24 protein-coding genes are annotated in these 20,610 nt (G+C 72.2%); 13 read left to right on the forward strand and 11 right to left on the reverse strand.

The window, feature by feature from the left end:
* Position 1: 1 nt before the first annotated feature.
* Positions 2-1,180, reverse strand: a complete 1,179-nt coding sequence (locus tag E1287_RS22000; RefSeq protein WP_165969134.1) for a glycosyltransferase 87 family protein — start codon at positions 1,178-1,180, stop codon at positions 2-4.
* 108 nt (positions 1,181-1,288) lie between these two features.
* On the opposite strand from E1287_RS22000, the gene E1287_RS22005 reads away from it, so the two are divergent.
* The 4 genes from E1287_RS22005 to E1287_RS22020 are packed head-to-tail and all read left to right on the forward strand — an operon-like array spanning position 1,289 to position 4,423.
* On the forward strand, positions 1,289-2,431 hold the full coding sequence (locus E1287_RS22005; protein WP_131966933.1) for a sensor histidine kinase: 1,143 nt from the start codon (positions 1,289-1,291) through the stop codon (positions 2,429-2,431).
* The gene (locus E1287_RS22010) at positions 2,428-3,096 is read left to right on the forward strand and encodes a response regulator transcription factor (protein ID WP_131966934.1); all 669 of its coding nucleotides are present in this window, start codon (positions 2,428-2,430) and stop codon (positions 3,094-3,096) included. Before E1287_RS22005 ends, E1287_RS22010 begins: the two co-directional genes overlap by 4 nt.
* Before the next feature lie 38 nt (positions 3,097-3,134).
* The gene (locus tag E1287_RS22015) at positions 3,135-3,518 is read left to right on the forward strand and encodes a BlaI/MecI/CopY family transcriptional regulator (protein ID WP_131966935.1); all 384 of its coding nucleotides are present in this window, start codon (positions 3,135-3,137) and stop codon (positions 3,516-3,518) included.
* Complete coding sequence (locus E1287_RS22020; protein ID WP_131966936.1) at positions 3,515-4,423, forward strand: M56 family metallopeptidase; 909 nt, start codon at positions 3,515-3,517, stop codon at positions 4,421-4,423. The genes E1287_RS22015 and E1287_RS22020 overlap by 4 nt, the downstream gene beginning before the upstream one ends.
* 2 nt (positions 4,424-4,425) lie before the next feature.
* Here the strand turns inward: E1287_RS22020 and E1287_RS22025 are convergent, their stop codons facing one another.
* From E1287_RS22025 to E1287_RS22035, 3 genes are read right to left on the reverse strand one after another with little or no spacing between them, the layout of a single operon-like run.
* Positions 4,426-5,082, reverse strand: coding sequence for a maleylpyruvate isomerase N-terminal domain-containing protein (locus E1287_RS22025; RefSeq protein WP_131966937.1), 657 nt, complete (start codon positions 5,080-5,082; stop codon positions 4,426-4,428).
* A gap of 43 nt (positions 5,083-5,125) precedes the next feature.
* Positions 5,126-6,583, reverse strand: a complete 1,458-nt coding sequence (locus E1287_RS22030) for an MFS transporter (RefSeq protein WP_131966938.1) — start codon at positions 6,581-6,583, stop codon at positions 5,126-5,128.
* A gap of 48 nt (positions 6,584-6,631) precedes the next feature.
* Entirely contained in the window at positions 6,632-7,120 is a 489-nt protein-coding gene (locus tag E1287_RS22035; RefSeq protein ID WP_131966939.1) for a MarR family winged helix-turn-helix transcriptional regulator, read from the reverse strand.
* A gap of 222 nt (positions 7,121-7,342) precedes the next feature.
* Here E1287_RS22035 and trpS point away from each other — a divergent pair, with 222 nt between their 5' ends.
* Positions 7,343-8,395, forward strand: coding sequence for a tryptophan--tRNA ligase (trpS, locus tag E1287_RS22040; protein WP_131966940.1), 1,053 nt, complete (start codon positions 7,343-7,345; stop codon positions 8,393-8,395).
* Here trpS and E1287_RS22045 read toward each other — a convergent pair.
* Positions 8,392-9,018: a TetR/AcrR family transcriptional regulator gene (locus E1287_RS22045; protein ID WP_131966941.1), complete on the reverse strand. Its 627-nt coding sequence runs from the start codon at positions 9,016-9,018 to the stop codon at positions 8,392-8,394. The two genes, trpS and E1287_RS22045, sit on opposite strands and share 4 nt — an antisense overlap.
* 34 nt (positions 9,019-9,052) lie before the next feature.
* The gene (locus E1287_RS22050) at positions 9,053-9,865 is read right to left on the reverse strand and encodes a class I SAM-dependent methyltransferase (protein ID WP_131966942.1); all 813 of its coding nucleotides are present in this window, start codon (positions 9,863-9,865) and stop codon (positions 9,053-9,055) included.
* A 125-nt stretch (positions 9,866-9,990) separates the two neighbouring features.
* Between E1287_RS22050 and E1287_RS22055 the strand changes: the two genes are divergently transcribed.
* Positions 9,991-10,629, forward strand: coding sequence for a TetR/AcrR family transcriptional regulator (locus tag E1287_RS22055; RefSeq protein WP_243719316.1), 639 nt, complete (start codon positions 9,991-9,993; stop codon positions 10,627-10,629).
* Positions 10,619-11,743, forward strand: a complete 1,125-nt coding sequence (locus tag E1287_RS22060) for a winged helix DNA-binding domain-containing protein (RefSeq protein ID WP_131966943.1) — start codon at positions 10,619-10,621, stop codon at positions 11,741-11,743. The genes E1287_RS22055 and E1287_RS22060 overlap by 11 nt, the downstream gene beginning before the upstream one ends.
* A gap of 5 nt (positions 11,744-11,748) precedes the next feature.
* Here E1287_RS22060 and E1287_RS22065 read toward each other — a convergent pair whose 3' ends face one another.
* Positions 11,749-12,237, reverse strand: a complete 489-nt coding sequence (locus E1287_RS22065) for a MarR family transcriptional regulator (protein WP_131966944.1) — start codon at positions 12,235-12,237, stop codon at positions 11,749-11,751.
* Positions 12,238-12,329: 92 nt separating this feature from the next.
* On the opposite strand from E1287_RS22065, the gene E1287_RS22070 reads away from it, so the two are divergent.
* A complete protein-coding gene (locus E1287_RS22070; protein WP_131966945.1) occupies positions 12,330-13,103 on the forward strand; it encodes a class III extradiol ring-cleavage dioxygenase in 774 nt (257 codons plus the stop codon).
* A 40-nt stretch (positions 13,104-13,143) separates the two neighbouring features.
* Here the strand turns inward: E1287_RS22070 and E1287_RS22075 are convergent, their stop codons facing one another.
* Positions 13,144-14,061, reverse strand: coding sequence for an NAD(P)-dependent oxidoreductase (locus tag E1287_RS22075; RefSeq protein ID WP_131966946.1), 918 nt, complete (start codon positions 14,059-14,061; stop codon positions 13,144-13,146).
* Between the two features lie 261 nt (positions 14,062-14,322).
* Here E1287_RS22075 and E1287_RS22080 point away from each other — a divergent pair, with 261 nt between their 5' ends.
* Positions 14,323-14,835 carry an O-acetyl-ADP-ribose deacetylase gene (locus E1287_RS22080; RefSeq protein WP_131966947.1) on the forward strand — a complete coding sequence of 171 codons (513 nt, stop codon included), beginning with the start codon at positions 14,323-14,325 and terminating at the stop codon, positions 14,833-14,835.
* 7 nt (positions 14,836-14,842) lie between these two features.
* Here the strand turns inward: E1287_RS22080 and E1287_RS22085 are convergent, their stop codons facing one another.
* Complete coding sequence (locus E1287_RS22085; protein WP_131966948.1) at positions 14,843-15,310, reverse strand: universal stress protein; 468 nt, start codon at positions 15,308-15,310, stop codon at positions 14,843-14,845.
* A 50-nt stretch (positions 15,311-15,360) separates the two neighbouring features.
* Positions 15,361-16,146, reverse strand: coding sequence for a TIGR03084 family metal-binding protein (locus E1287_RS22090; RefSeq protein WP_131966949.1), 786 nt, complete (start codon positions 16,144-16,146; stop codon positions 15,361-15,363).
* A 131-nt stretch (positions 16,147-16,277) separates the two neighbouring features.
* Between E1287_RS22090 and E1287_RS22095 the strand changes: the two genes are divergently transcribed.
* Positions 16,278-17,090, forward strand: coding sequence for a class I SAM-dependent methyltransferase (locus E1287_RS22095; RefSeq protein WP_131966950.1), 813 nt, complete (start codon positions 16,278-16,280; stop codon positions 17,088-17,090).
* Here E1287_RS22095 and E1287_RS22100 read toward each other — a convergent pair whose 3' ends face one another.
* Positions 17,091-17,849, reverse strand: a complete 759-nt coding sequence (locus E1287_RS22100) for an SDR family NAD(P)-dependent oxidoreductase (RefSeq protein WP_131966951.1) — start codon at positions 17,847-17,849, stop codon at positions 17,091-17,093.
* Between the two features lie 148 nt (positions 17,850-17,997).
* Between E1287_RS22100 and mshA the strand changes: the two genes are divergently transcribed.
* The 3 genes from mshA to E1287_RS22115 form a co-directional block, all read left to right on the forward strand.
* The gene (mshA, locus tag E1287_RS22105) at positions 17,998-19,326 is read left to right on the forward strand and encodes a D-inositol-3-phosphate glycosyltransferase (RefSeq protein ID WP_131966952.1); all 1,329 of its coding nucleotides are present in this window, start codon (positions 17,998-18,000) and stop codon (positions 19,324-19,326) included.
* Positions 19,323-19,814 carry a YbjN domain-containing protein gene (locus E1287_RS22110; protein WP_131966953.1) on the forward strand — a complete coding sequence of 164 codons (492 nt, stop codon included), beginning with the start codon at positions 19,323-19,325 and terminating at the stop codon, positions 19,812-19,814. The genes mshA and E1287_RS22110 overlap by 4 nt, the downstream gene beginning before the upstream one ends.
* A gap of 29 nt (positions 19,815-19,843) precedes the next feature.
* On the forward strand, positions 19,844-20,610 hold a 767-nt coding region (locus E1287_RS22115; protein ID WP_131966954.1), incomplete at its 3' end, for a phosphoglyceromutase.

Raw genomic sequence — 20,610 nt, forward strand, 5'->3', positions numbered from 1 at the left:
CTCACGATACACACTCCAGACCCCTCCAGTGTGTACTCGGCCCGTCCGGGCCGGGCTCGGGCGGCTCGCGGCGGACGCGGAGGCGGACGGCCATGTGGGCCAAGAAGAACAGGCCCGCCAGCAGGTAGCAGTTGGCGACGGGCGTGATGAGCGGGTGGAAGCCGTATTGGAGCGGGTGGCCGTTGTGGGGCGTCCACCACATGGGGGCTAGGGCGAAGAGCGTGTAGGCGCACGCTGCGATGACCCGGTCGTTCTCGCGGATCAGTACCGCCAAGGCCGGGACGATCCAGACCCAGTGGTGGGCCCAGGAAATGGGAGAGACCAGGAGGCCGGTCACGCCTGTCACGGCAATGGCTGCGAGCCAGTCGCCGCGCCTCGCCCATAGGGCTGCGAGCGCCAGGCCGAGAATGCCGATGGTGAGCGGGATGGCGTTGTACCAGTCGCCGACTTCCGCGGTTCCTCTCAGGAGGCGGTTGAGCATGCCGTACGGGGACTGGTTGCTGATGTACGGGACGCCGACGCGGGACGTGTCGTAGAAGGTGTGCAGCCAGTAGAGCCGGGACGCGTCGGGTGCGATGACGTACGCGAGGACGGTGCAGGCGGCGAAGGCTCCGGCGGCTGTGAAAGCGTCCTTGGTCCGTCTCGTCACGAGGAGGAGGACGATGAAGATGGCCGGGGTCAGCTTGATCGCGGTCGCGATGCCGATGCCGATTCCGGCGGGACGTCCCTGGGCCACGCGGTGCATATCGGCGACGATGAGAGCCAGCAGGAACAGGTTGACCTGGCCTTGGAAAAAGGTGTGCCAGACCGGTGCCAGGAGAAGGCCGCCGGCTACCACGGCTTTCAGGGACGCATGGTGGCCACTCAGTTTCAACGTTGTCGCGCACGCCCAGATGAATACCGCGAGCGAGGCCAGTTGCCAGAGGAGCCGGGCGAGGGTCAGCGGCAGCGCAGCCAATGGCATGAACAGCGCGGCCATGAACGGTGTGTTGGTGTACCAGTGCTCGGCCAGCTGTTCGTCGTAGAGGCTCGTGCCGTCCGTTATGGCGTGGCCGCCCAGGTGGTAGATGCGGAAGTCCAGCGAGTCGTAGGTGAGCGTGAAGGCCACAATTCCTAGGACTTCGATTGCCAGGATCAACGTCAGCCAGCGCTTCATGCGGACAACGGTCGCGGCGGTCATGCATGAAAGGCATCGGGCCTCCGAATACATTCACGAAAGGCGTGTTAGCCCGCAGGATTAGGCCCGCGGGCTAATGTGCGCGGAAGGGGCGGCGGTTACGATCGGCGCATGTCCGCCCTGACGCTGAGCCGCGTACACCGGGTGCGCCGCGTCGCCTGGACGGTCCTGCTCTGGTCCGCGACCGTCCTGTACCCCTTCGTCCTGATCGCCACGGTGATGAACGGCACGAACGGCTTCGCCGGCGTGGAAGTCTTCGTGTCGGCCCTGTTCACGGTGCTGGTGGCGGCCTTGCTGCAGCGCCATCCGCTGCCGGGCCAGGGAGTCCTGCTGCTGGCCTGGACCTGGGCCCTTCTGCAGATGCCCAACGGAGGGATGGCCGCGCTGCAGATAGTGATCACCGCCGTCGGCGTCGGCTACATCGCGGCCACCCGCCGGCGCAGGGTGTCGCTTCCGGTCGCCGCCGGGACGCTCACCGTCCAGGCCCTGTCCGCCGTGGTGCTCCTGCACGCCGACGAGGTCGTGCTCATGACCGTCGTCCTGGCGGTCGCCGTCACCTGGCTGGCGGGGAACTCGGTCCGGGTGCGGCGGGCGAACGCCGAGATGATGCGCGTCCAGGCGACGGCGCAGGCGGTGGCGGCCGAGCGGCTGCGGATCGCGCGCGAGCTGCACGACATGGTCGCGCACAGCATCGGCATCATCGCGATCCAGGCGGGCGTGGGCGGACGGGTGATCGACACGCAGCCGGCGGAGGCCCGCAACGCGCTGGACGCCATCGAGGCCACCAGCCGCGACGTCCTGTCCGGCCTGCGGAGGATGCTCACCGCGCTCCGCAAGGACGACCCGGGCGCCGCGCCGCTCGGGCCGTCCCCGGGCCTGGGCGAGCTGGACCGGCTGGCGGACGCGGCCAAGGACGCGGGCGTGCGGGTCGACGTCCGCTGGAAGGGCGAGCGGAGGCCGCTGCCGCCGGACGTCGACCTGTCCGCGTACAGGATCGTCCAGGAGGCGGTCACGAACGTGGTGCGTCACGCGGGCACGACCGACTGCCGGGTGACCGTCGGGTACGGGGACGGGGAGCTGTCCATCGAGGTCGACGACGACGGGCGCGGCGGCGTGGTCGGCACCGGGTACGGCATCGTCGGCATGCGGGAGCGGGTCGGCCTGCTGGGCGGCGAGTTCACGGCGGGGCCGCGTCCGGGCGGCGGGTTCCGGGTGGCGGCGCGGATCCCCGCGCCGGTGGCGGCGGTGGCATGACCGTCCGCGTCGTGCTGGCCGACGACCAGCCGCTGATCCGGGCCGGGCTGCGCGTGCTGGCCGCCGACACCCCCGACCTGGAGATCGTCGGGGAGGCGGGGACGGGCGCCGAGGCGGTCCGGCTGGTCGAGGAGGTCCGCCCGGACGTGGTCGTGATGGACATCCGCATGCCCGACATGGACGGCATCGAGGCGACCCGGCGGATCACCGCGGCCCGCGTGCTGATGCTGACGACGTTCGACGACGACGAGTACGTGTACGGCTCGCTCCGGGCGGGCGCGAGCGGGTTCCTCGTCAAGGACATGGCGCTGGAGGAGATCCTCTCGGCGATCCGCGTCGTGGCCGGCGGGGACGCCCTGATCGCGCCGAGCGTCACCAAGCGGCTGATCGAGGAGTTCGCCGCCGGGCCCGGGCCGAGGGCCGCGCCCAGGCCGCCGCGTCCGGCGGACGGCGTCACGGAGCGGGAGCGGGAGGTGCTGACGCTGGTCGGGCGCGGCATGTCCAACCAGGAGATCGCCAAGGAGCTGTTCATCAGCGTGGCGACCGCGAAGGCGCACGTGGCCCGGCTGCTCGCCAAGCTGGACGCCCGCGACCGGGTCCAGCTCGTCATCATCGCCTACGAGATGGGCCTCGTCACGCCCTCTACCGGCGGTAGTACTACCTGACGTGGTCAGCGTCCAGGGCGTCGGATAATCTGGCTGGCGTGAAGGGTCTGGGAGAGCTTGAACGCACGGTCATGGAGGTCCTGTGGGCGCGGGAGGACGCCGGCCACGACGCGGCGACGGCCCGTGACGTGAGCCGCGCGCTCGCCAACGACCGCGACCTGGCGCACACTACGATCATGACCGTGCTGGACAGGCTCGCCAAGAAGGGCTTCCTCGCGCGCGAGCGCGACGGCCGCGCGTGGCGGTACCGCCCGGTCGCGAGCCGGGAGGGCTACGTCACCGAGCTGATGCTCGGCGCGCTGAACGAGACGGGCGACCGCGACGCGGCGCTCGTCCACTTCGTCCAGTCGGTGTCGGAGGACGAGATCGACGTGATCCGGCAGGCCCTCGCCGGCCTCACAGGCAAGGAACCTCCGGCATGACCGGCACCGCCCTGCTCGCATTGATCTCACTGGGGACCGTCGGCGGGGCGCACTGGCTGGCCCAGGCCCGGTGGACATGGCGCACCCCGCGCCTCGGAATCGCGCTCTGGCAGGCCCTCGGGCTCTGCTGGGGCGTCGCGACGATCGGCGCGCTGCTCGGGCTCGCGCTGCTGCCGTACGGGAGGGGCGTCCTCGGCGGGCTGCCCGGCCTGTACGACGACCAGGCCGCCCGGCTGAACGCCGTGCAGGTCGCGGCGCTGCTCGCCGCCGTCAGCCTCACCGGCGTGCTGCTGGTCATGCTGATGTACGCGGTGGTGCGGGTCGTCCGGGCCCGGCGGCGGCACCGGGCGCTGCTGGCGCTGGTGTCGCGCTACGACTCGGCCGTCCCCGGCACCCTCGTCCTCGATCATCCCGGTGCGGCGGCGTACTGCGTGCCGGGCGTGCGCTCGTCCAAGGTCGTGGTCAGCGCCGGGACGATGGCGCTCCTCGACCGCGGCGAGCTGGCCGCGGTCCTCGCGCACGAGCGGGCCCACGCGCGCGAGCGGCACGATCTCGTGCTGCTGCCGTTCGCGTCGCTGCGCCAGGTGTTCCCGCAGTTCCGGCTGGTCGCACGGTGCCTGGACGCGGTGGAGCTGCTGATCGAGATGGCCGCCGACGACCGGGCCCGGCACGGCCGCCCGCCGCGCGAGCTGGCGACCGCGCTGCTGCGGTTCGCCGCCGCCCGTCCGGCCGCCGCGCCGTCCGGCACGCTCGGCGTCGCGTCCAGCGGCGACATTCCGGTGATGGCGCGGGTGAACCGGCTGCTGGAGCCGCAGCAGCTGCCCCGCATGTCCCGGTTCGCCGCGACGGTCGCCGTCCCCGTCATCGCCGGGGTTCCGCTGCTCCTCGTCGTCCTGCCCCATTAGGTTCAGCCGAGCACGAGCGGGAGCTTGGCGGCCAGGTCGCCGTCCAGCGCGGCCTTCTCGGCGTCCGTGGCGGCGCGGCGGCCGGTGCCGATCAGGAGCGCGTCCGTGTCGGAGAACGGCGCGGGGAACCGCGCGCCTGCGATCTTCTCCAGGGACGCGCGGGCTGCCGCGAGGGTCTCGGCGGGCGGTCCGGCGGCTCCGGGCAGGTGTGCGATGAGGTCGAGGTGGTGGAGCGTCCATTCCATGTTGTAGGCGGACAGGTAGTCGCCCGCCGTCAGCACCTTGTCCTGGGTGCTGACGCGGGCGGACGGGTCGGCGAGCTCGGCGGCCCGCCCCGCGGCCGACCCGACGTCATCGAAATGGAACTTCAGCAGCCTGGGCTCGCCGTACGCGGCGGCCAGCCTGGGGATCAGCGCGTCGAGCGGGTCGTCGCCGGTCGGGGGCTCGACCAGGTCCCAGTAGGTGACCGAGTCCGCGGTGGGTTCGGTGTCGGCGGGCGTGACCAGCGTGATCAGGACGTCCTGGGCGTCGATGATCAGGTGGCAGACCAGGTCCCGGACGAGCCAGCCGGTGCAGCCGGACGGACGTTCCATGTCCTGGCCGGAGAGGTCGCCGACCGCCGCGCGGAGCGCCGTCCAGGAGCGCGAGAAGAGATCCACTTCGGCACCGTAATGCCGCGCCGGAACGGCGGACAAACCCATTTCACGCCTTCACGATCGTCGTGGACGGCTCGGCGGCGGCGTCGGCGGGCGGTGCCGCCGGCGGGCGGCGCAGGACGAGGGCCGAGACGGCGAGAGCGGCGACCAGCAGGCCCGCGGAGACACCGAACGCCAGGTGGTAGCCGCCGGTGAGCGCGGTGGCGGCGTCCCGCCCGTCCAGCCGGAGGGTCTCGGTGCGGGACGCGGCGAGCGTGGTCAGGACCGCGACGCCGAGCGCCATCCCGACCTGCTGGACGGTGGTGAACAGCCCGGAGGCGACGCCCGCGTCGTCCGGGCGGGCGCTGGACATGCCGAGCCCGGTCAGCGACGGCAGGACGAGCCCTCCCCCGGCGATCAGCACGAACACGGGAAGCAGGTCGGTGACGTAGTCGGCGTCCACCGGGACGGTCGTGAGCCAGACCATCGCGCCGATGAGCAGCACGAGGCCCGCCATCAGCACGGCGCGCTCGCCGAAGCGGTTCGACAGCCGCGCGGAGGCGAACAGCGACACCGCGCCGATCAGCACGGCCGCCGGGAGCATCGCCAAGCCGGTGCCGAGCGCGCCGTAGCCGAGGACCTGCTGCATGTAGAGGGCGACGACGACCTGGAACGCGAACATCGCCGACAGGGTCAGCAGCTGCACGGCGTAGGCGCCGGACACGTTGCGGGAGCGCAGGATCCGCAGCGGCATCAGCGGGGTCGCGGCGCGGGCCTGGCGGGCGACGAACCCGGCGAGGAGGGCGAGCGACACGGCGCCGAGGCCGAGGGTGTGCGTGGAGATCCATCCGTGGCTCTCCACCTTGACGATCGTGTAGATCCCGAGCATCAGCCCGGACGTGACGAGCAGCGCGCCCGCGAGGTCGGCGCCCGCGGCCAGCCCGAGGCCGCGGTCGCGCGGGAGCGCCGGGAGCGCGAGCAGGATCGTGGCGATGCCGATCGGGAGGTTGATGAGGAAGATCCAGTGCCAGTTCAGCGCGTCGGTGAGCACGCCGCCGAGCACCTGCCCGATGGACGCCCCTGCGGCGCCGGTGAAGCTGAAGACGCCGATGGCCTTCGTCCGCTCGCGGGCGTCGGTGAAGAGCGTGACGAGGATGCCGAGGACGACGGCGGACGCGAGCGCGCTGCCGACGCCCTGCAGGAACCGCGCGGCGATCAGCAGCCCGGACGTCGTCGCGGCGCCCGCGAGCACGGACGCGGCGGTGAACAGGGCGTTCCCGGCGAGGAAGAGCGTGCGGCGGCCGATGAGGTCGCCGAGGCGTCCGGCCAGGAGGAGCAGGCCGCCGAGCGGGATCAGGTAGGCGTTCATCGTCCAGCTGAGGCCGGCGGGCGTGAAGCCGAGGTCGTCCTGGATGGCGGGCATGGCGACGGTGACGATCGAGCCGTCCAGGATCGTCATCAGCATCGTGGCGGACAGCACGCCGAGCGCGGCCCAGCGGGAACGGAGCGGTGAAGGCACGGTCATAGGAGAGACCGTAGCAGATAGTTTTGTTACAGACGATCCTTGTCGGACCTACTTTGTGCGCTCGCGGGCCCGGCGCACCGGCTTCGGGCCCTCGGACGGAGTCGCCAGATGCCCGCTGACCAGCGCGTTCAACGCTCGCAGCAGCACCTCCCGATCCTCGCGCGGGAGCGAGCCGAGGGCCGCCTCATGGACGCCGTCCACGATCTCCTGGCTGCGCGCGGCGACCCGGGCGCCCTCGTCGGTGACCGCGATGACCCGGGCCCGCCGGTCCCTGGACGACGGGCGCCGCTCCGCGAGCCCGGCCTTCTCCAGGGCGTCCACGGTGACGACCATCGTGGTCTTGTCCATGTCGCCGATCTCGGCCAGCTGGATCTGGGTGCGCTCCTCCTCCAGCGCGTGCACCAGGACGCAGTGCATCCGCGGCGTCAGCCCGATCTCGGCGAGCGCCGCCGTCATGCGGCTGCGCAGCACGAGGCTGGTCCGGTCGAGGAGGAACGACAGGTCGGGGCTGGTGCGGGCGGGGGCCATCGACGTCATGCCGCCAGCCTACCCAATGGTTTCGTTCTGGATTATCTGCGACCAGTCGCATCTGATGGTCTACCCTGGAGGGCATGAACCGCACCGCGTGTCAGGGCTGGTGGCCGTCCTAGGACGGCCGACACCCACGCACGCCATCGGGCCGTCCACCGGACGGCCCTTTCGCTTTCCTCGGTGACGCGGCCAGGTCCGGCGGACGGCCGGACCAACCGAGGAGAAACCATGGAAACCACCCCCGACGGCGGCCTGCGCGCCGCCGAAGACCGGGCCCGCGAGCTTGAGGAGCGCATCGCCGCCGAGCCCGGCGCGTTCCGCATCCTGACCGGCGACCGTCCCACCGGGCCGCTGCACCTCGGCCACTACTTCGGCACCCTCGCGAACCGGGTGCGGCTCCAGCGCGCGGGCGTGGAGCTGTTCGTGCTGGTCGCCGACTACCAGGTCCTCACCGACCGGGACGTCGCCGAGCGCCTGGACGAGCACGTCGAGGGGCTCGTCGCCGACTACCTCGCGGCGGGGATCGACCCGTCCACGGCGACGATCTTCCGGCACAGCGCCGTGCCCGCGCTGAACCAGCTCATGCTGCCGTTCCTGTCGCTGGTCTCGATCGCCGAGCTGAACCGCAACCCCACCGTGAAGGACGAGATCGCGTCGTCGCGGCAGGCGTCGGTCAGCGGGCTGATGTTCACCTATCCCGTCCACCAGGCCGCCGACATCCTGTTCTGCAAGGCGAACCTCGTCCCCGTCGGCAAGGACCAGCTCCCCCACCAGGAGATCACCCGGACGATCGCGCGCCGCTTCAACGAGCGGTACGCGCCCGTCTTCCCCGTCCCCGACGCGCTGCTGTCCGCCGCGCCGAGCCTCCTCGGGACGGACGGCCAGAAGATGAGCAAGAGCCGCGGCAACGCCATCGCGCTGTCCGCCGGACCGGACGAGACCGCCCGGCTCATCAGGCGCGCGGTGACCGACGACGACCGGCACATCACGTACGCGCCGGACACGCGTCCCCAGGTGTCCACGCTCGTGCGGATCGCCGCGCTGTGCCAGGACCGCGACCCGCACGCCGTCGCCGCCGAGATCGCGGACGGCGGGGCCGCCGCGCTCAAGAAGGTCGTGACCGACTCCGTCAACGAGTTCCTCCGCCCGATCCGCGCCCGCCGCGCCGAGCTCACCGCCGACCGGACGCACCTGCGCCGCGTCCTCGCCGAGGGCGAAAAGCGCGCCAACGCCATCGCGGACCGCACCCTGGAGGAGGTCAGAGCAGCAATGGCCTCCTAATGGTTCTGGCGCGGGGCCAGGCCGTGGACGACGGCCGCCACGAGGTCGTCCACGACGTCCACGGAGACCTCACGTGCGATCCCCCGGCCCTGGAACAGGACCGACAGCACCGATTCGTGGCAGGCTCCGACGATCATGGAGGTGGCGGCGTCGACGCGGGCGTCGGCGGCGAGGCGGCCGAGGTCGCGCTCGGCCCGCAGGTAGGCGGCGAGGCGGCGGTTCCAGTCCTCCTCGCCGCCGCTCAGCTCGGCGAACCGGGCGAGGACGTCCGGCCGGGCGAGCAGGCCGGCCAGCGCGGGCAGCAGCGCGTTGTGCACGATCAGCCCGTGCCGGACGTAGGCGCGCAGGTTCTCCTCGACCGTCCCGGCGCCGGGCTCGGGCAGCGGGCCGAGCCCGGCCCCGACCGACTCCGCGCGGGCGCGCAGCGCGTGCGCCAGCAGTTCCTCCTTGCCGGCGAAGTGGTTGTAGAGGACGCCGTCGGCGACGCCGGCCGCGCGGGCGATCTCCCGGACGGTCGGCACCGCCGCCCCGCGCTCGGCGAGCATCCGCTCGGCGGTGGCGATCAGGTGCTGGCGCAGGGTGCGGTCTCCGGCGCGCAGCGCGGCCGCTTTTCGAGGTGACATCACGCCGAATCGTAATGAGACCGCTCGGCCGGTCTCATCGGCGCGCTGTGACCAGCAGGGACCTGCCGTGCAGCCGGACGGCGCCGTCCCGCTCGAAGGGGCGCATCGCGTCCGCCACGGCGTCCACGATCGCCTCGCTCTCGCCGTAGTTGTAGCGGATGGGGCCCCAGGCGGCGAAGAACTCGGCGGCGTCCCTGGCGTCCCGTCCCCAGACCTGCTCGGCCTCGACGCGGCGGCTGGTGACGTCGCCGAAACCGGCCCCCTCCAGGATCTCGCGCACCCGGTCGGGATCGGACAGCGACAGCGGCCCGTCATGCCCGACCGGGGGTTCTTCGCGTTGGGGAAGCGCGGCGAGGACCGTCCCGAGGTCGGTCTCGCCGAGCGGCGCCATCGACAGGAACGCCAGCCGTCCGCCCTCGCGCAGCGCCCTGCGGACGTTGGCGAACGCGGCCACCGGATCGGCGAAGAACATGACCCCGGCCCGGCTCACCGCCACGTCGAAGGCCCCCTCGGTGAACGGGTGCACCTGGACGTCGCCCTGCTCGAACGTCACGTTCCGGACGCCCTCCTCCTCGGCGAGGGCCCGGGCGCGGGCGAGCATCGGCCCGGACAGGTCCACGCCCGTCGCGCCGCCGAGCCGGGCCCGGCGCGCGGCGAGGCGGGTGACCTGCCCGTTCCCGCAGCCGATGTCGAGGACGCGGTCGCGCGGCCCGATCGCGGCCCCGTCCAGCAGGGCCTCGTTGCCGCCGCTGTTGACGGCGTCGTACCGGTCGTGGTGATCGGCCCAGTGCCGTCCCTCGTACCCGTTCCACGCCTCCGCCTGATGGACATTGACGATCTCCGCCATCTCACCCTCCCCGGTTGTGAACGTACGTTCATGAACGTATGTTCATTGCGGGCGGCGAGTCAAGAGCGGACACCGGAGGCGAGGCGGGGATAGAACGGAATTGTTCGTTCCCTTAGACTGGCGGTATGGAGACCACGGCACCGGCGCCCATGAGCGGGCGCAAAGCGCAGGCGGCACGCAACGACGAGCTGATCCGGGAGGCGGCGCGGGCGGTGTTCACCGCCGACCCCGGCGCGCCGATCTCCGCGGTCGCCGAGCACGCCGGGGTGGGGATCAGCGCGCTGTACCGCCGCTACAAGAGCAAGGAGGACCTGCTCCAGAAGCTCGCCGACGACGGGATGGACCGCTACCTCGCCCAGGTGGAGGCCGCGCTGGCCGAGGACGGCGACCCCTGGGACGCGTTCGCCGGCTTCATGCGCCGCTGCCTGGACATCGGCGCCGGATCGCTCACGATGCGGCTCGCGGGCAGCTTCGAGGTCACCGAGGAGATGAGCCGCAAGGGGCAGGAGATCCACCTCGCGACGAAGCGGCTGCTGGAGCGCACGCAGGAGGCGGGGGCGCTGCGTCCCGAGATCGAGGTCGGGGACGTCTCGGTGATGCTGGAGTACCTGCACTCCATCCGGATCGGCGACGATGAGCGCATGAACCGGCTCCAGCACCGCTATCTGGCGCTCATGCTCGACGCCCTGCACCTGACCGGTAAGGAGGAGCTTCCGGGCCCTCCTCCCACGTGGCAGGAGCTGCGGGGGCGCTATGACGGCTGACCCGGGCGTGCTGGGGCGGCGGGCGCTGAACCGGGCGCTACTGGCTCGGCAGCTGCTGCTCGAACGGCACGCGATGCCCGCGCTGGACGCGATCGAGCATCTCGTCGGCATGCAGTCGCAGGCGCCGAACCCGCCGTACATCGGGCTGTGGAGCCGGCTCGCGGACTTCGACTTCGCCGAGGTCGGCGAGCTGATGACGGCCCGCCGCGCGCTCCGGATCGTCCTGATGCGCGGGACGCTGCACCTGGTCAGCGCCCGCGACGCCCGCGCGCTGCGGACGCACACGCAGGTCATCCTGGACAACTACGTCAAGACCAGGGCCGGTGACCTCGACGGCGTCGATCTGGACGCGGTCGTCGCCGAGGCGCGACGGCTGCTCGCGGACGAGCCGCGCACCGACAAGGAGCTGCGGGCGCTGCTGGCCGAGCGCTGGCCGGACGACGACGCCGCGCTGCTCGGCTGGGCCGTCCGGTGCCGGCTGCCGCTCGTCCAGGTTCCGCCGCGCGGTATCTGGGGCGCGTCGGGCATGGCCAGGCACACCACGCTCGAGACGTGGCTGAACAGCGACACCGCGCCTGGCCTCTCCCTGGACGATCTCGTGCTGCGCTACCTGGGGGCGTTCGGGCCTGCGAGCGTGCAGGACGTCCAGCAGTGGTCGGGCATGACCCGGCTCGGCGAGGTGGTCGAGCGGCTCCTCCCCCGGCTGCTCGTGTTCCAGGACGAGAACGGCCGCACGCTGTACGACCTGCCCGGCGCGCCGCGTCCGGATCCGGACGTCCCGGCGCCCGTGCGGTTCGTCCCGGACTTCGACAACCTGCTGCTCTCCCACGCCGACCGGGCCCGGATCGTCACCGAGGAGCACCGCAAGCGGATCTTCACCGTCAACGGCATCATCCGGGCGACGTTCCTCGTGGACGGCTTCGTCCACGGCATGTGGAAGATCGAGAAGAAGCGGGGCGAGGCGGCGCTGCGCGTCGACCCGTTCGACCCCGTCCCGGAGCGGGACCGCGCCGCGCTGGAGGAGGAAGGCCTGCGGCTGCTCGCCGCCGCGCACCCCGAAGCGAAGACGCACCGCGTCGAGTTCACCAGGAATAGAGCAGCGGTCCCGGGATAGAGCGGTCAGCCCTCGCCTCGGGCGCAGGGGGCCTCCCGGTCCGGGTCGAGGGAGGCGAGGAGGGCGTGGAGCGTCTCGCGGAACTCCAGCATCTGCTCGCGGGTCAGCGGGTCGAACAGGTGCCGCCTGACCTCGGCGACATGGCCGGGAGCGGCCTCGGCGAGGACGGCGAAGCCCGCGTCGGTGAGCTCGGCGACGGTGGTGCGGCGGTCGGCGCCGTTCTTGGTCCGCCGCACCCAGCCCGCCTCCTCCAGCCGGTTCACGGCGTGCGAGAGGCGGCTCGGCGACGAGTGGACGATCTCGGCCAGCTCGGTCATGGTGCGGGCGCGTCCCGGCGACTCCGACAGCATCGCCAGGATCATGTAGTAGGTGTGCGGCATGCCGGAGTCGCGCTGGAGCTGGCGGTCGAGGGCCTCGTTGAGCAGACGCGACGTCCACAGGAAGGCGCGCCAGGTCTCCTGCTCGTCGGCGTCGAGCCACCTCGGATCCGTCATACCGGACACTCTACCCAAATAATTGAACCCTCAAGACTTGAACCTTCAACTATGATCGAATATGGTTCAAATGTGAAATAAGAGGGGGGCACATGTCCAGGATGCCCGTGCTCTATCTCAGCCACGGGGCCCCGCCGTTGGCCGACGACCCCGTCTGGACGGACGAGCTCGCGCGCTGGGCGGCGAAACTGCCGGAACCGGAGGCGATCCTGATCGTGTCGGCGCACTGGGAGGAGGCGCCGCTGAGCATCGGCGCCACCCGCCGGACGCCGCTGCTGCATGACTTCTGGGGCTTCCCCGAGCGCTACTACCGCGTCCGCTACGACGCGCCCGGCGCCCCCGAACTGGCCGATGACGTGGGCAAACTCATACCCGGCGTGCATCGGGACGAGACGCGCGGCCTGGACCACGGCGCCTACGTGCCGCTCGTGGAGATGTATCCGGACGCCGGCGTCCCCGTGCTGCAGATGTCGATGCCGACGCTGGAGCCCGCGCGGCTCTTCGAGATCGGACGGGCCCTCGCGCCATTGCGCGACCAGGGCGTCCTCATCATCGGGAGCGGTTTCACTACGCACAACCTGCGCGAGCTGCCGCGCGGAGCGGACGCCGCGCCGCCCGCCTGGTCGGCGGAATTCGACGCCTGGACGGACGACGCCGTGAAGAGCGGCGACGTCGACGCCCTTCTCGACTTCCGCGCCAAGGCCCCGGCGGCCCGCATCGCCCACCCGCGGACGGAGCACTTCGCGCCCCTGTTCATGGCGCTCGGCGCCGGTGTGGAAAGCCACACGGGCGATCCGTCGGAACGGCGGTCCGTCATCGACGGCTACTGGTTCGGGCTCGCGAAGCGCTCGTTCCAGTTCGGTTGACGGTTGTCACGTTCCGTCCGGAAGCATCCGGTTCGTCGGGTCAGCGCGTCCGGGTGGCGCCGTTCACGCGCGAACCGTCCGACCCCGTGCCGCCGGCCTTCGCGCCGGAGCCGTTCGCGACGGCGCTGCTCTGCGAGAAGCCGGTGCGCCACGACGCGACCTGCGGCTTCCAGCCGAGGCCCAGCGCCTTCGCGTTCGACACCGGACGGCCCATCGTGGCCGCGTGCTTCCCGGCGTTGCCCGGGTCGGGCGCGCCGATCGCCGCGCTGTAGACGGGCAGCCAGTCGGCCGTGGTCGCGGGCTCGTCGTCCACGACGTTGACCGCGCCGGCGGGCCAGTCGAGCGCCGCGAGCGCGGCGGACGCCGCGTCGTCGGCGTGCACGAACGACGTCCACGACGGCGCAGGACGCATGGTGCCCGCGCGCACCCGCTCGGCGATCGCGCCGTCGGGGGCGTACCACGTGCCCGGCCCGTACAGGGCGCCGTAGCGCAGGACGACGCCGCGCGGCATCTCGCCGACCGCCGCCTCCAGCGCCGCGACGCCCGCGTACGGCGGCAGCGACGCGTCCAGCGGGTCGGTCTCGACGGCCGGGGCGTCCCCGGCGACGTACAGCCACGCGATGCTCTGCGCGATCATCGTCTCGACGCCCTGCGCCTTGGCGGCGTCGACCAGGTTCCGGGTGCCCTCGATGCGCAGCTGCGAGTTGGCCTCGAAGTCCTCGTCGCTGAGATCGGTGAGCTGGTGGATCACGGCGTCCGGACGTTCGGCGGCGACGACCTCGCGCACGGCGGCGGCGTCGAGCACGTCCACGACGACCGGCGCGGCGCCGAGGTCGCGGAGCAGACCGGCGCGCTCGGTTCGGCGTGTCGTCCCTGCGACCTCGTGGCCCGCCTGGACGAGCAGCGGGATCAGCCGGCGACCGACGACTCCGGTCGCTCCGGCGAGGAGAATCTTCAAGGGGGTACCTCCACGACTTGCACGCCTTTGTGGTCGTCTCGACGGCAGGATAGGCAGTCACTCATTCGGCGGTCACGCCCGGCCCTCCCGTTCGGGCGCCCCCCACGGCATCAGCCGGACGAATCGGACGGGCATGCCCGCCCCGGTAGTCCCGTCCGCCATGAGCGTACCGCCGGGAAGCAACCGAACGCGTTTCGCGCACGGCGCGGGTGAGAATTCTTCTTCTCTGACGGGTTCGGCCACAGCGGAGGAACGGCGGACATGAAGATCACTCTCGTCCGGGGCGACATCACCGAGCAGAAGGTGGACGCGGTGGTCAACGCGGCCAACTCCTCGCTCCTCGGCGGCGGCGGGGTGGACGGCGCCATCCACCGCAAGGGCGGCCCGGAGATCCTGGACGACTGCCGCAAGCTGCGCGCGGCCCAGTACGGCGGCGGCCTCCCGACCGGGCAGGCCGTCGCGACGACCGCCGGGCGGCTGCCCGCGGAATGGGTGATCCATACCGTCGGCCCCGTCTACTCGGCCTCCGACGACCGCTCCGACCAGCTCGCCTCCTGCTACCGGGAGGCGCTGCGGGTGGCGGACGAGCTGGGCGTCGAGTCGATCGCCTTCCCCGCGGTGTCGGCGGGCATCTACGGCTGGCCCATGGACGACGCCGCCCGTATCGCCGTCGGCACGGTCCGCTCGACGCCGACCAAGGTCACCGATGCGCGGTTCGTCCTGTTCTCGCCGGACGCCTACGCCGCCTTCGAGCGCGCCGTCGGCACGGCCTGACGGCCGGTCAGTCCTTGCCCTTCGGGGGCGGGACGACGAGGACCGGGCGGCCCGCGTGATGAAGAACACGGGTCGAGACGCTCCCCAGGATCACGGAGCGGGCGCCCGCGAGGCCGCGGGAACCGGTGACGACGAGGGACGCGTCCAGCTCGTCGGCGACGTCCACGATGGCGGCCCAGACGGGTCCGCCGCCGCGTTCGGCGCGGGTGGTCACGTCCGCCAGCCCGCCCGCGGCGGCCAGGTCGGCGCCCTGCCGGGCCAGGCGCTCCGCCTGTCGCTCCTCCTCGAACGTGTCGCCGGGCTCCGGCTCGGCGATCGCCGGCGCCGCGGCCGCCAGCGGCGCCCAGCTGATCTGCGTCAGCAGCGGCTCCAACACCGTCATGACCACGGCCGGCTCGGGCCTGACATGCCGCGCGGCGTATTCGATCGCGGCCCGCGCGTCGTCGGACCCGTCATAGGCGATGAGAATCGTCATACCGGGGATGTGTCCGTGAGCGAGCCGCCTGAACGTGACCGGATGCGCTCTTAGGTCGCGGGGGTGCGGCCGGGGCCGGGCGGGCCCGCGAAGGCCTGGGCCACGTCCAGCCAGCGGTCGGCGTCCGCGCCGACGGCGGTGAGGGCGAGGTCGTCGCGATGCCGCCGCTGGGTCGCCAGAAGGCAGAAGTCGAGTGCGGGGCCGGTGACCGACTGCGCCGCGTCCGCCGGGCCCCACGTCCACTCGTCGCCGTCCGGGCCTTCCAGGACGACGTGGAACGCATCGGCAGGAGGTTCGAGGCCGCGGTTTTGGAACGCGAAGTCGCGCGTCCGGACGCCGATGTGCGCGACGTGCCGGAGGCGGTGCGTGGGCCTGCGCCGCTCGCCCAGGGCGTCGGCGACGTCCTCGCCGTGCGCCCATGTCTCCATGAGCCGCGCCGTAGCCATCGACGCGGCGCTCATCGGCGGCCCGAACCACGGCAGCCGCTGCCCGAACGGGACGGCGGCAAGCGCGTCCACGATGCGGCGGCGTCCGTCCTGCCAGCGGGCTAGGAGGCGGGCCGGGTCTTCGGCCGCGCTCTCCCGAGCGCCCGCCTCGACGTAGTCATCAGGGGCGGCCAGGGCCTGCTCGACGAGCTCGGCGAACGCGGCGGGGTCGGTGGCGGCGATGACGGCCTGCGCGTCCGTCCAGGCGAGGTGGGCGATCTGGTGCGCGATCGTCCAGCCTTCCGCCGGGGTCGCGTCCGCCCAGCGCGCGGCGGGCAGCGGCGCGACCAGGGCGTCCAGGGAGTCGCCCTCGGCGGCCAGGTCGGCGAGGAGGGCGTGCATGTCCGGCATTTCGCCAGGATCCCCCGTCGCGCCGGGTCGCGTACAGGCCCGAACAGAATTTCGTTCAGGCAGGCGGACAGGGGCGGACGGTGGCGTTCCGGGCATGACGGGAGGCAAGGAACAATTGGCCGGTGCCCCCCATGCAGCGGCCGCGGGGGGAGGTGACCCGCGGCACCACCGCCCCCAACCGGCTGCGCCGCGTGGACCGCTGGATCGCCGCCACCCAGACCCGCCCCCTGCGCTCGGGCCCGCGCCCGCTTGCCGTCGATCTCGGGTACGGCGCGTCGCCGGTCACGACGGTCGAGCTCTACACCCGGCTGCGCGCCGTGTCGCCGCGCCTGGAGGTCGTCGGCATCGAGATCGACCCCGACCGCGTGGCCGCCGGGCTCGCCCTTCTCGCCCGGAGCGGCCCCCTCGACGGGCTGTCGTTCCGGCGCGGCGGTTTCGAGCTGCCGGTCGCGCGGCCGCCCGTCCTGATCAGGGCGTTCAACGTGCTGCGGCAGTACGACGAGGCGGCGGCCCGGCGCGCCTGGGACGAGCTCGCCGCGCGCCTCGCCCCGTCCGGCGTCCTCGTCGAGGGGACGTGCGACGAGATCGGCCGCCGCGCGGTCTGGGCGACGCTCACCCGCGACGGCCCGCGGACGATCACGTTCGCGGCTCATCTGCCCACGCTGGAACGCCCGTCCGACCTGGCCGAACGGCTGCCGAAGACGCTGATCCACCGGAACGTGCCGGGCGAGCCCGTGCACGCCCTGTTGACCGCGTTCGACCGCTGCTGGGCGACGGCCGCGCCGCATTCCGCGTTCGGCCCGCGCGCCCGCTGGGTCGAAGCGGTCGCCTTCCTCGCCCGGACCCATCCCGTCGTCACCCGTCCGCCCCACGGCGGCAGAAACCGCTGGCGTCTCGGTGAGGTCACCCTATCCTGGACGGCGGTCGCCCCCGGCTCCCGGTGATCACTCGCGATGGAGCTTGTGCGGCGCGGCCTGGACGCGCGGCTGGACGTCGATGCGATCGATGTTCACATGCGGCGGGCGCGTCACCGCCCACGCGACGCAGTCGGCGACGTCATCGGCGACCAGGGGCTCCGGGACGCCCTCGTACGGCTTGGCGGCCTTCTCCTCGTCGCCGTGGAACCGGACCAGCGAGAACTCCTCCGTCTTCACCAGCCCCGGCGCGATCTCGGTGACGCGGACGGGCTCGGCGACCAGTTCGAGCCGCAGCACGTCGTTCACCGCGTAGGCGGCGAACTTGGCCGCGTTGTACCCGCCGCCGCCCTCGTACGGGACGTGCCCCGCCAGCGAGGTGATGTTGACGACGTGGCCGTCGCCGCTCTCGATCAGCTTGGGCAGCAGCGCCTGCGTCACCCGGACGAGCCCGAGGACGTTGCTGTCGTACATCGCCTGCCACTCGCGCAGATCGGCGGTCGCGACGGGGTCGAGGCCGAGCGCGCCGCCGGCGTTGTTGACCAGCACGTGGCAGCCGGCGACGGCCTCCGCGAGCGCGTCCACCGATTCCTGCGACGTCACGTCCAGGGTGAGGGGCGCGATCTTCCCGGCGCCCGGCACGGTCTCGGCGATCTCCCTGGCGAGGGCGTCCAGGCGGTCTCGGCGCCGCGCGGCTAGGACGACGTTGAACCCCTCTGCCGCCAGGCGCCTAGCCGTGGCCGCTCCGATCCCGCTGCTCGCTCCGGTCACTATCGCGGTCTTGCGCATGCTCCAAGCCTCCCAGGTACCGGCGTTCCAGGCGGGCGGCGGGGGGCGCCGGTGAGGTCCGTCACTGTGGCGAGAAGTCACGATTGTCACCCAAGTTCAGGGAACAGGTAACGCGGTCGATAGGTTGCACTACCGGAGGTGGTGTCCGGTGTCGCGTCGTATCAGCCGAGTTGCGACGGTCAGTGTTCATACATCCCCCCTCGATCAACCGGGTACCGGCGACGCGGGCGGCATGAACGTCTACATCGTCGAGGTGGCCAAGCGCCTCGCGGCCAGGGGCGTCGAGGTCGACATCTTCACCCGCGCCACCTGCCGCGCGATGCCGCCCGTCGTCGAGCTGGCGCCGGGCGTCCTCGTCCGCAACGTCGTCGCCGGGCCGTTCGAGGAGCTCGACAAGACGGAGCTGCCCCGGCACCTGTGCGGCTTCACGTCCGGCATCCTGCGCGCCGAGGCGGTCCACGAGCCCGGCCACTACGACCTCCTCCACACGCACTACTGGCTGTCGGGTCAGGCCGGGTGGGCGGCGAAGCAGCGGTGGGGCGTCCCGCTCGTCCACTCCATGCACACCATGGCGAAGGTGAAGAACGCGGCCCTCGCGGACGGCGACAAACCCGAACCGGCAGAGCGCGTCCTAGGCGAGGAGCAGGTCGTGGCGTCGTCCGACCAGCTCGTCGCCAACACCGCCGAGGAAGCCCGCCAGCTCGTCGACCTGTACGACGCCGATCCCTCGCGCGTCGCGACCGTCAGCCCCGGCGTGGACCTGTCGATGTTCCATCCCGAGTCGTCCCTGGCCCGCAGCACCGGCCTCCTCCCGCACCGCACCGGCCCGGCCCGGCGCCGCCTCGGGCTCCCCCGCGACGCGTACGTGCTGCTGTTCGTCGGCCGCATCCAGCCGCTCAAGGCCCCCGACGTCCTCCTGCGCGCCGTCGCCCGCATGCTCGCGGACGACCCGTCCCTGCGCCGCAGGCTCGTCGTCGCCGTCGTCGGCGGCCCCAGCGGATCCGGACGCTGCCGCCCCGAGGGCCTGCAGAACCTCGCCGCCGACCTCGGCATCTCCGATGTGATGCGCTTCGAGCCCCCGAGCCCGCAGGCCGAGCTCGCCGACTGGTACCGCGCCGCGGACGTGACCGTCGTCCCGTCCCACAGCGAGTCGTTCGGGCTCGTCGCCGTCGAGTCCCAGGCCTGCGGGACGCCCGTCGTCGCGTCCCGCGTCGGCGGGCTCCGCACCGCCGTCGCCGACGGCGAGTCCGGCCTCCTGATCTCCGGCCACGACCCGGCCGGCTACGCCGCCGTCCTGCGCCGCCTCCACGCCGAACCCGGCCTGCACGCCCGCCTCGCCCGCGGCGCCGTCCGCCACGCCCACACCTTCGGCTGGGACGCCACGGTCGACAACCTCCTGGACGTGTATACCGGAGCCGTGGACATCCGCACCTCGCCGATCCCGGCCGCCCGTAGCGCCGCGCAGGTCACCGCATGAGCGCCGCCGACATCATCAGGACGACCCTGCAGGCCGCCGACCTGGAGTTCGACGAGCCCCGCCCGGACGCGTTCTTCGTCAAGCTCCCCGGCCAGCACAAGCTCGCCACCATGACCTGGCTGATCGTCGGCGAGCACAGCCTGCACGTCGAGGCGTTCTTCTGCCGCCGTCCCGACGAGAACCACGCCGGCTTCTACCGCTTCCTCCTGGAGAAGAACGGCCGCATGTACGGGGTCGCGTTCGCGCTCGACGACGTCGGCGACGTCCACCTCGTCGGCAGGCTCGCCCTCGCGTCGGTATCGCCGGACGAGATCGACCGCCTCCTCGGCTGCGTCCTCACCTACTCCGACGAGAACTTCGACAAGGCGCTGGAACGCGGGTTCAAATCGTCCATCCAGCGCGAATGGGACTGGCGCGTCAAGCGCGGCGAGAGCCTCGCCAACCTCCAGGCCTTCGCCTCCTTCGCCGACCCGGCCAACCGCGGCTGACCATCGCCATGCCGCTAGGCTCTGATCCCATGGCGACCCTGGTATTGCTCCGGCACGGCGAAAGCGTCTGGAACGCGGAAGGACTGTTCACCGGATGGGTGGACGTCGACCTGTCCGCGAAGGGCGAGAGCGAGGCGACCAAAGGCGGCGACCTGCTCCTGGACGCCGACATCACCCCCGACGTGGTGCACACCTCCCTGCTGAAGCGGGCCATCCGCACCGCCAACATCGCCTTGGACGTCGCCGACCTTCTCTGGATCCCCGTCCGCCGTTCCTGGCGCCTCAACGAGCGCCACTACGGCGCTCTCCAGGGCAAGAACAAGGCCCAGACCCGCGAGGAATTCGGCGAGCAGCAATTCATGACCTGGCGCCGTTCCTACGACACCCCGCCGCCGCCCATCAAGGACGACGACCCCCTCTCCCAGGTCAACGACCTCCGCTACGCCGAACTCCCGTCCGAGCTCATCCCCCGGACCGAATGCCTCGCCGACGTCGTCGACCGCATGCTGCCCTACTGGTACGACTCGGTCGTCCCCGACCTGGCCGCCGGAAAGACCGTCCTCGTCGCCGCGCACGGCAACTCCCTCCGCGGCCTCGTCAAGCACCTGGACGACGTCTCCGACGAGCAGATCGTCGGCCTGAACATCCCCACCGGCATCCCCCTCGTCTACGAACTCGACGACGACTTCGCCCCCCTCAAACGCGGCGGCGAGTACCTGGACCCGGCCGCCGCCAAGGCCGCGATAGAGGCCGTGAGAAACCAGGGCGCGGCTCCCACTCCCCCACTCCCCAAGCC

Source organism: Actinomadura sp. KC06 (genome assembly GCF_004348735.1).
Classification (GTDB): Bacteria; Actinomycetota; Actinomycetes; order Streptosporangiales; family Streptosporangiaceae; genus Spirillospora.

Bases quoted from the DNA above. Each gene is read 5' to 3' on its own strand.
- E1287_RS22065 (WP_131966944.1), bottom strand. From the start codon at position 12,237: ATGACGGATCCGAGGTGGCTCGACGCCGACGAGCAGGAGACCTGGCGC.
- E1287_RS22060 (WP_131966943.1), top strand. From the start codon at position 10,619: ATGACGGCTGACCCGGGCGTGCTGGGGCGGCGGGCGCTGAACCGGGCG.
- E1287_RS22020 (WP_131966936.1), top strand. From the start codon at position 3,515: ATGACCGGCACCGCCCTGCTCGCATTGATCTCACTGGGGACCGTCGGC.
- E1287_RS22030 (WP_131966938.1), bottom strand. From the start codon at position 6,583: ATGACCGTGCCTTCACCGCTCCGTTCCCGCTGGGCCGCGCTCGGCGTG.
- E1287_RS22050 (WP_131966942.1), bottom strand. From the start codon at position 9,865: ATGGCGGAGATCGTCAATGTCCATCAGGCGGAGGCGTGGAACGGGTAC.
- E1287_RS22035 (WP_131966939.1), bottom strand. From the start codon at position 7,120: ATGACGTCGATGGCCCCCGCCCGCACCAGCCCCGACCTGTCGTTCCTC.
- trpS (WP_131966940.1), top strand. From the start codon at position 7,343: ATGGAAACCACCCCCGACGGCGGCCTGCGCGCCGCCGAAGACCGGGCC.
- E1287_RS22100 (WP_131966951.1), bottom strand. From the start codon at position 17,849: ATGCGCAAGACCGCGATAGTGACCGGAGCGAGCAGCGGGATCGGAGCG.
- E1287_RS22055 (WP_243719316.1), top strand. From the start codon at position 9,991: ATGGAGACCACGGCACCGGCGCCCATGAGCGGGCGCAAAGCGCAGGCG.
- E1287_RS22000 (WP_165969134.1), bottom strand. From the start codon at position 1,180: ATGACCGCCGCGACCGTTGTCCGCATGAAGCGCTGGCTGACGTTGATC.
- E1287_RS22095 (WP_131966950.1), top strand. From the start codon at position 16,278: ATGCAGCGGCCGCGGGGGGAGGTGACCCGCGGCACCACCGCCCCCAAC.
- E1287_RS22080 (WP_131966947.1), top strand. From the start codon at position 14,323: ATGAAGATCACTCTCGTCCGGGGCGACATCACCGAGCAGAAGGTGGAC.
- E1287_RS22110 (WP_131966953.1), top strand. From the start codon at position 19,323: ATGAGCGCCGCCGACATCATCAGGACGACCCTGCAGGCCGCCGACCTG.
- E1287_RS22070 (WP_131966945.1), top strand. From the start codon at position 12,330: ATGTCCAGGATGCCCGTGCTCTATCTCAGCCACGGGGCCCCGCCGTTG.
- E1287_RS22045 (WP_131966941.1), bottom strand. From the start codon at position 9,018: ATGTCACCTCGAAAAGCGGCCGCGCTGCGCGCCGGAGACCGCACCCTG.
- E1287_RS22010 (WP_131966934.1), top strand. From the start codon at position 2,428: ATGACCGTCCGCGTCGTGCTGGCCGACGACCAGCCGCTGATCCGGGCC.
- E1287_RS22005 (WP_131966933.1), top strand. From the start codon at position 1,289: ATGTCCGCCCTGACGCTGAGCCGCGTACACCGGGTGCGCCGCGTCGCC.
- E1287_RS22090 (WP_131966949.1), bottom strand. From the start codon at position 16,146: ATGCCGGACATGCACGCCCTCCTCGCCGACCTGGCCGCCGAGGGCGAC.
- E1287_RS22085 (WP_131966948.1), bottom strand. From the start codon at position 15,310: ATGACGATTCTCATCGCCTATGACGGGTCCGACGACGCGCGGGCCGCG.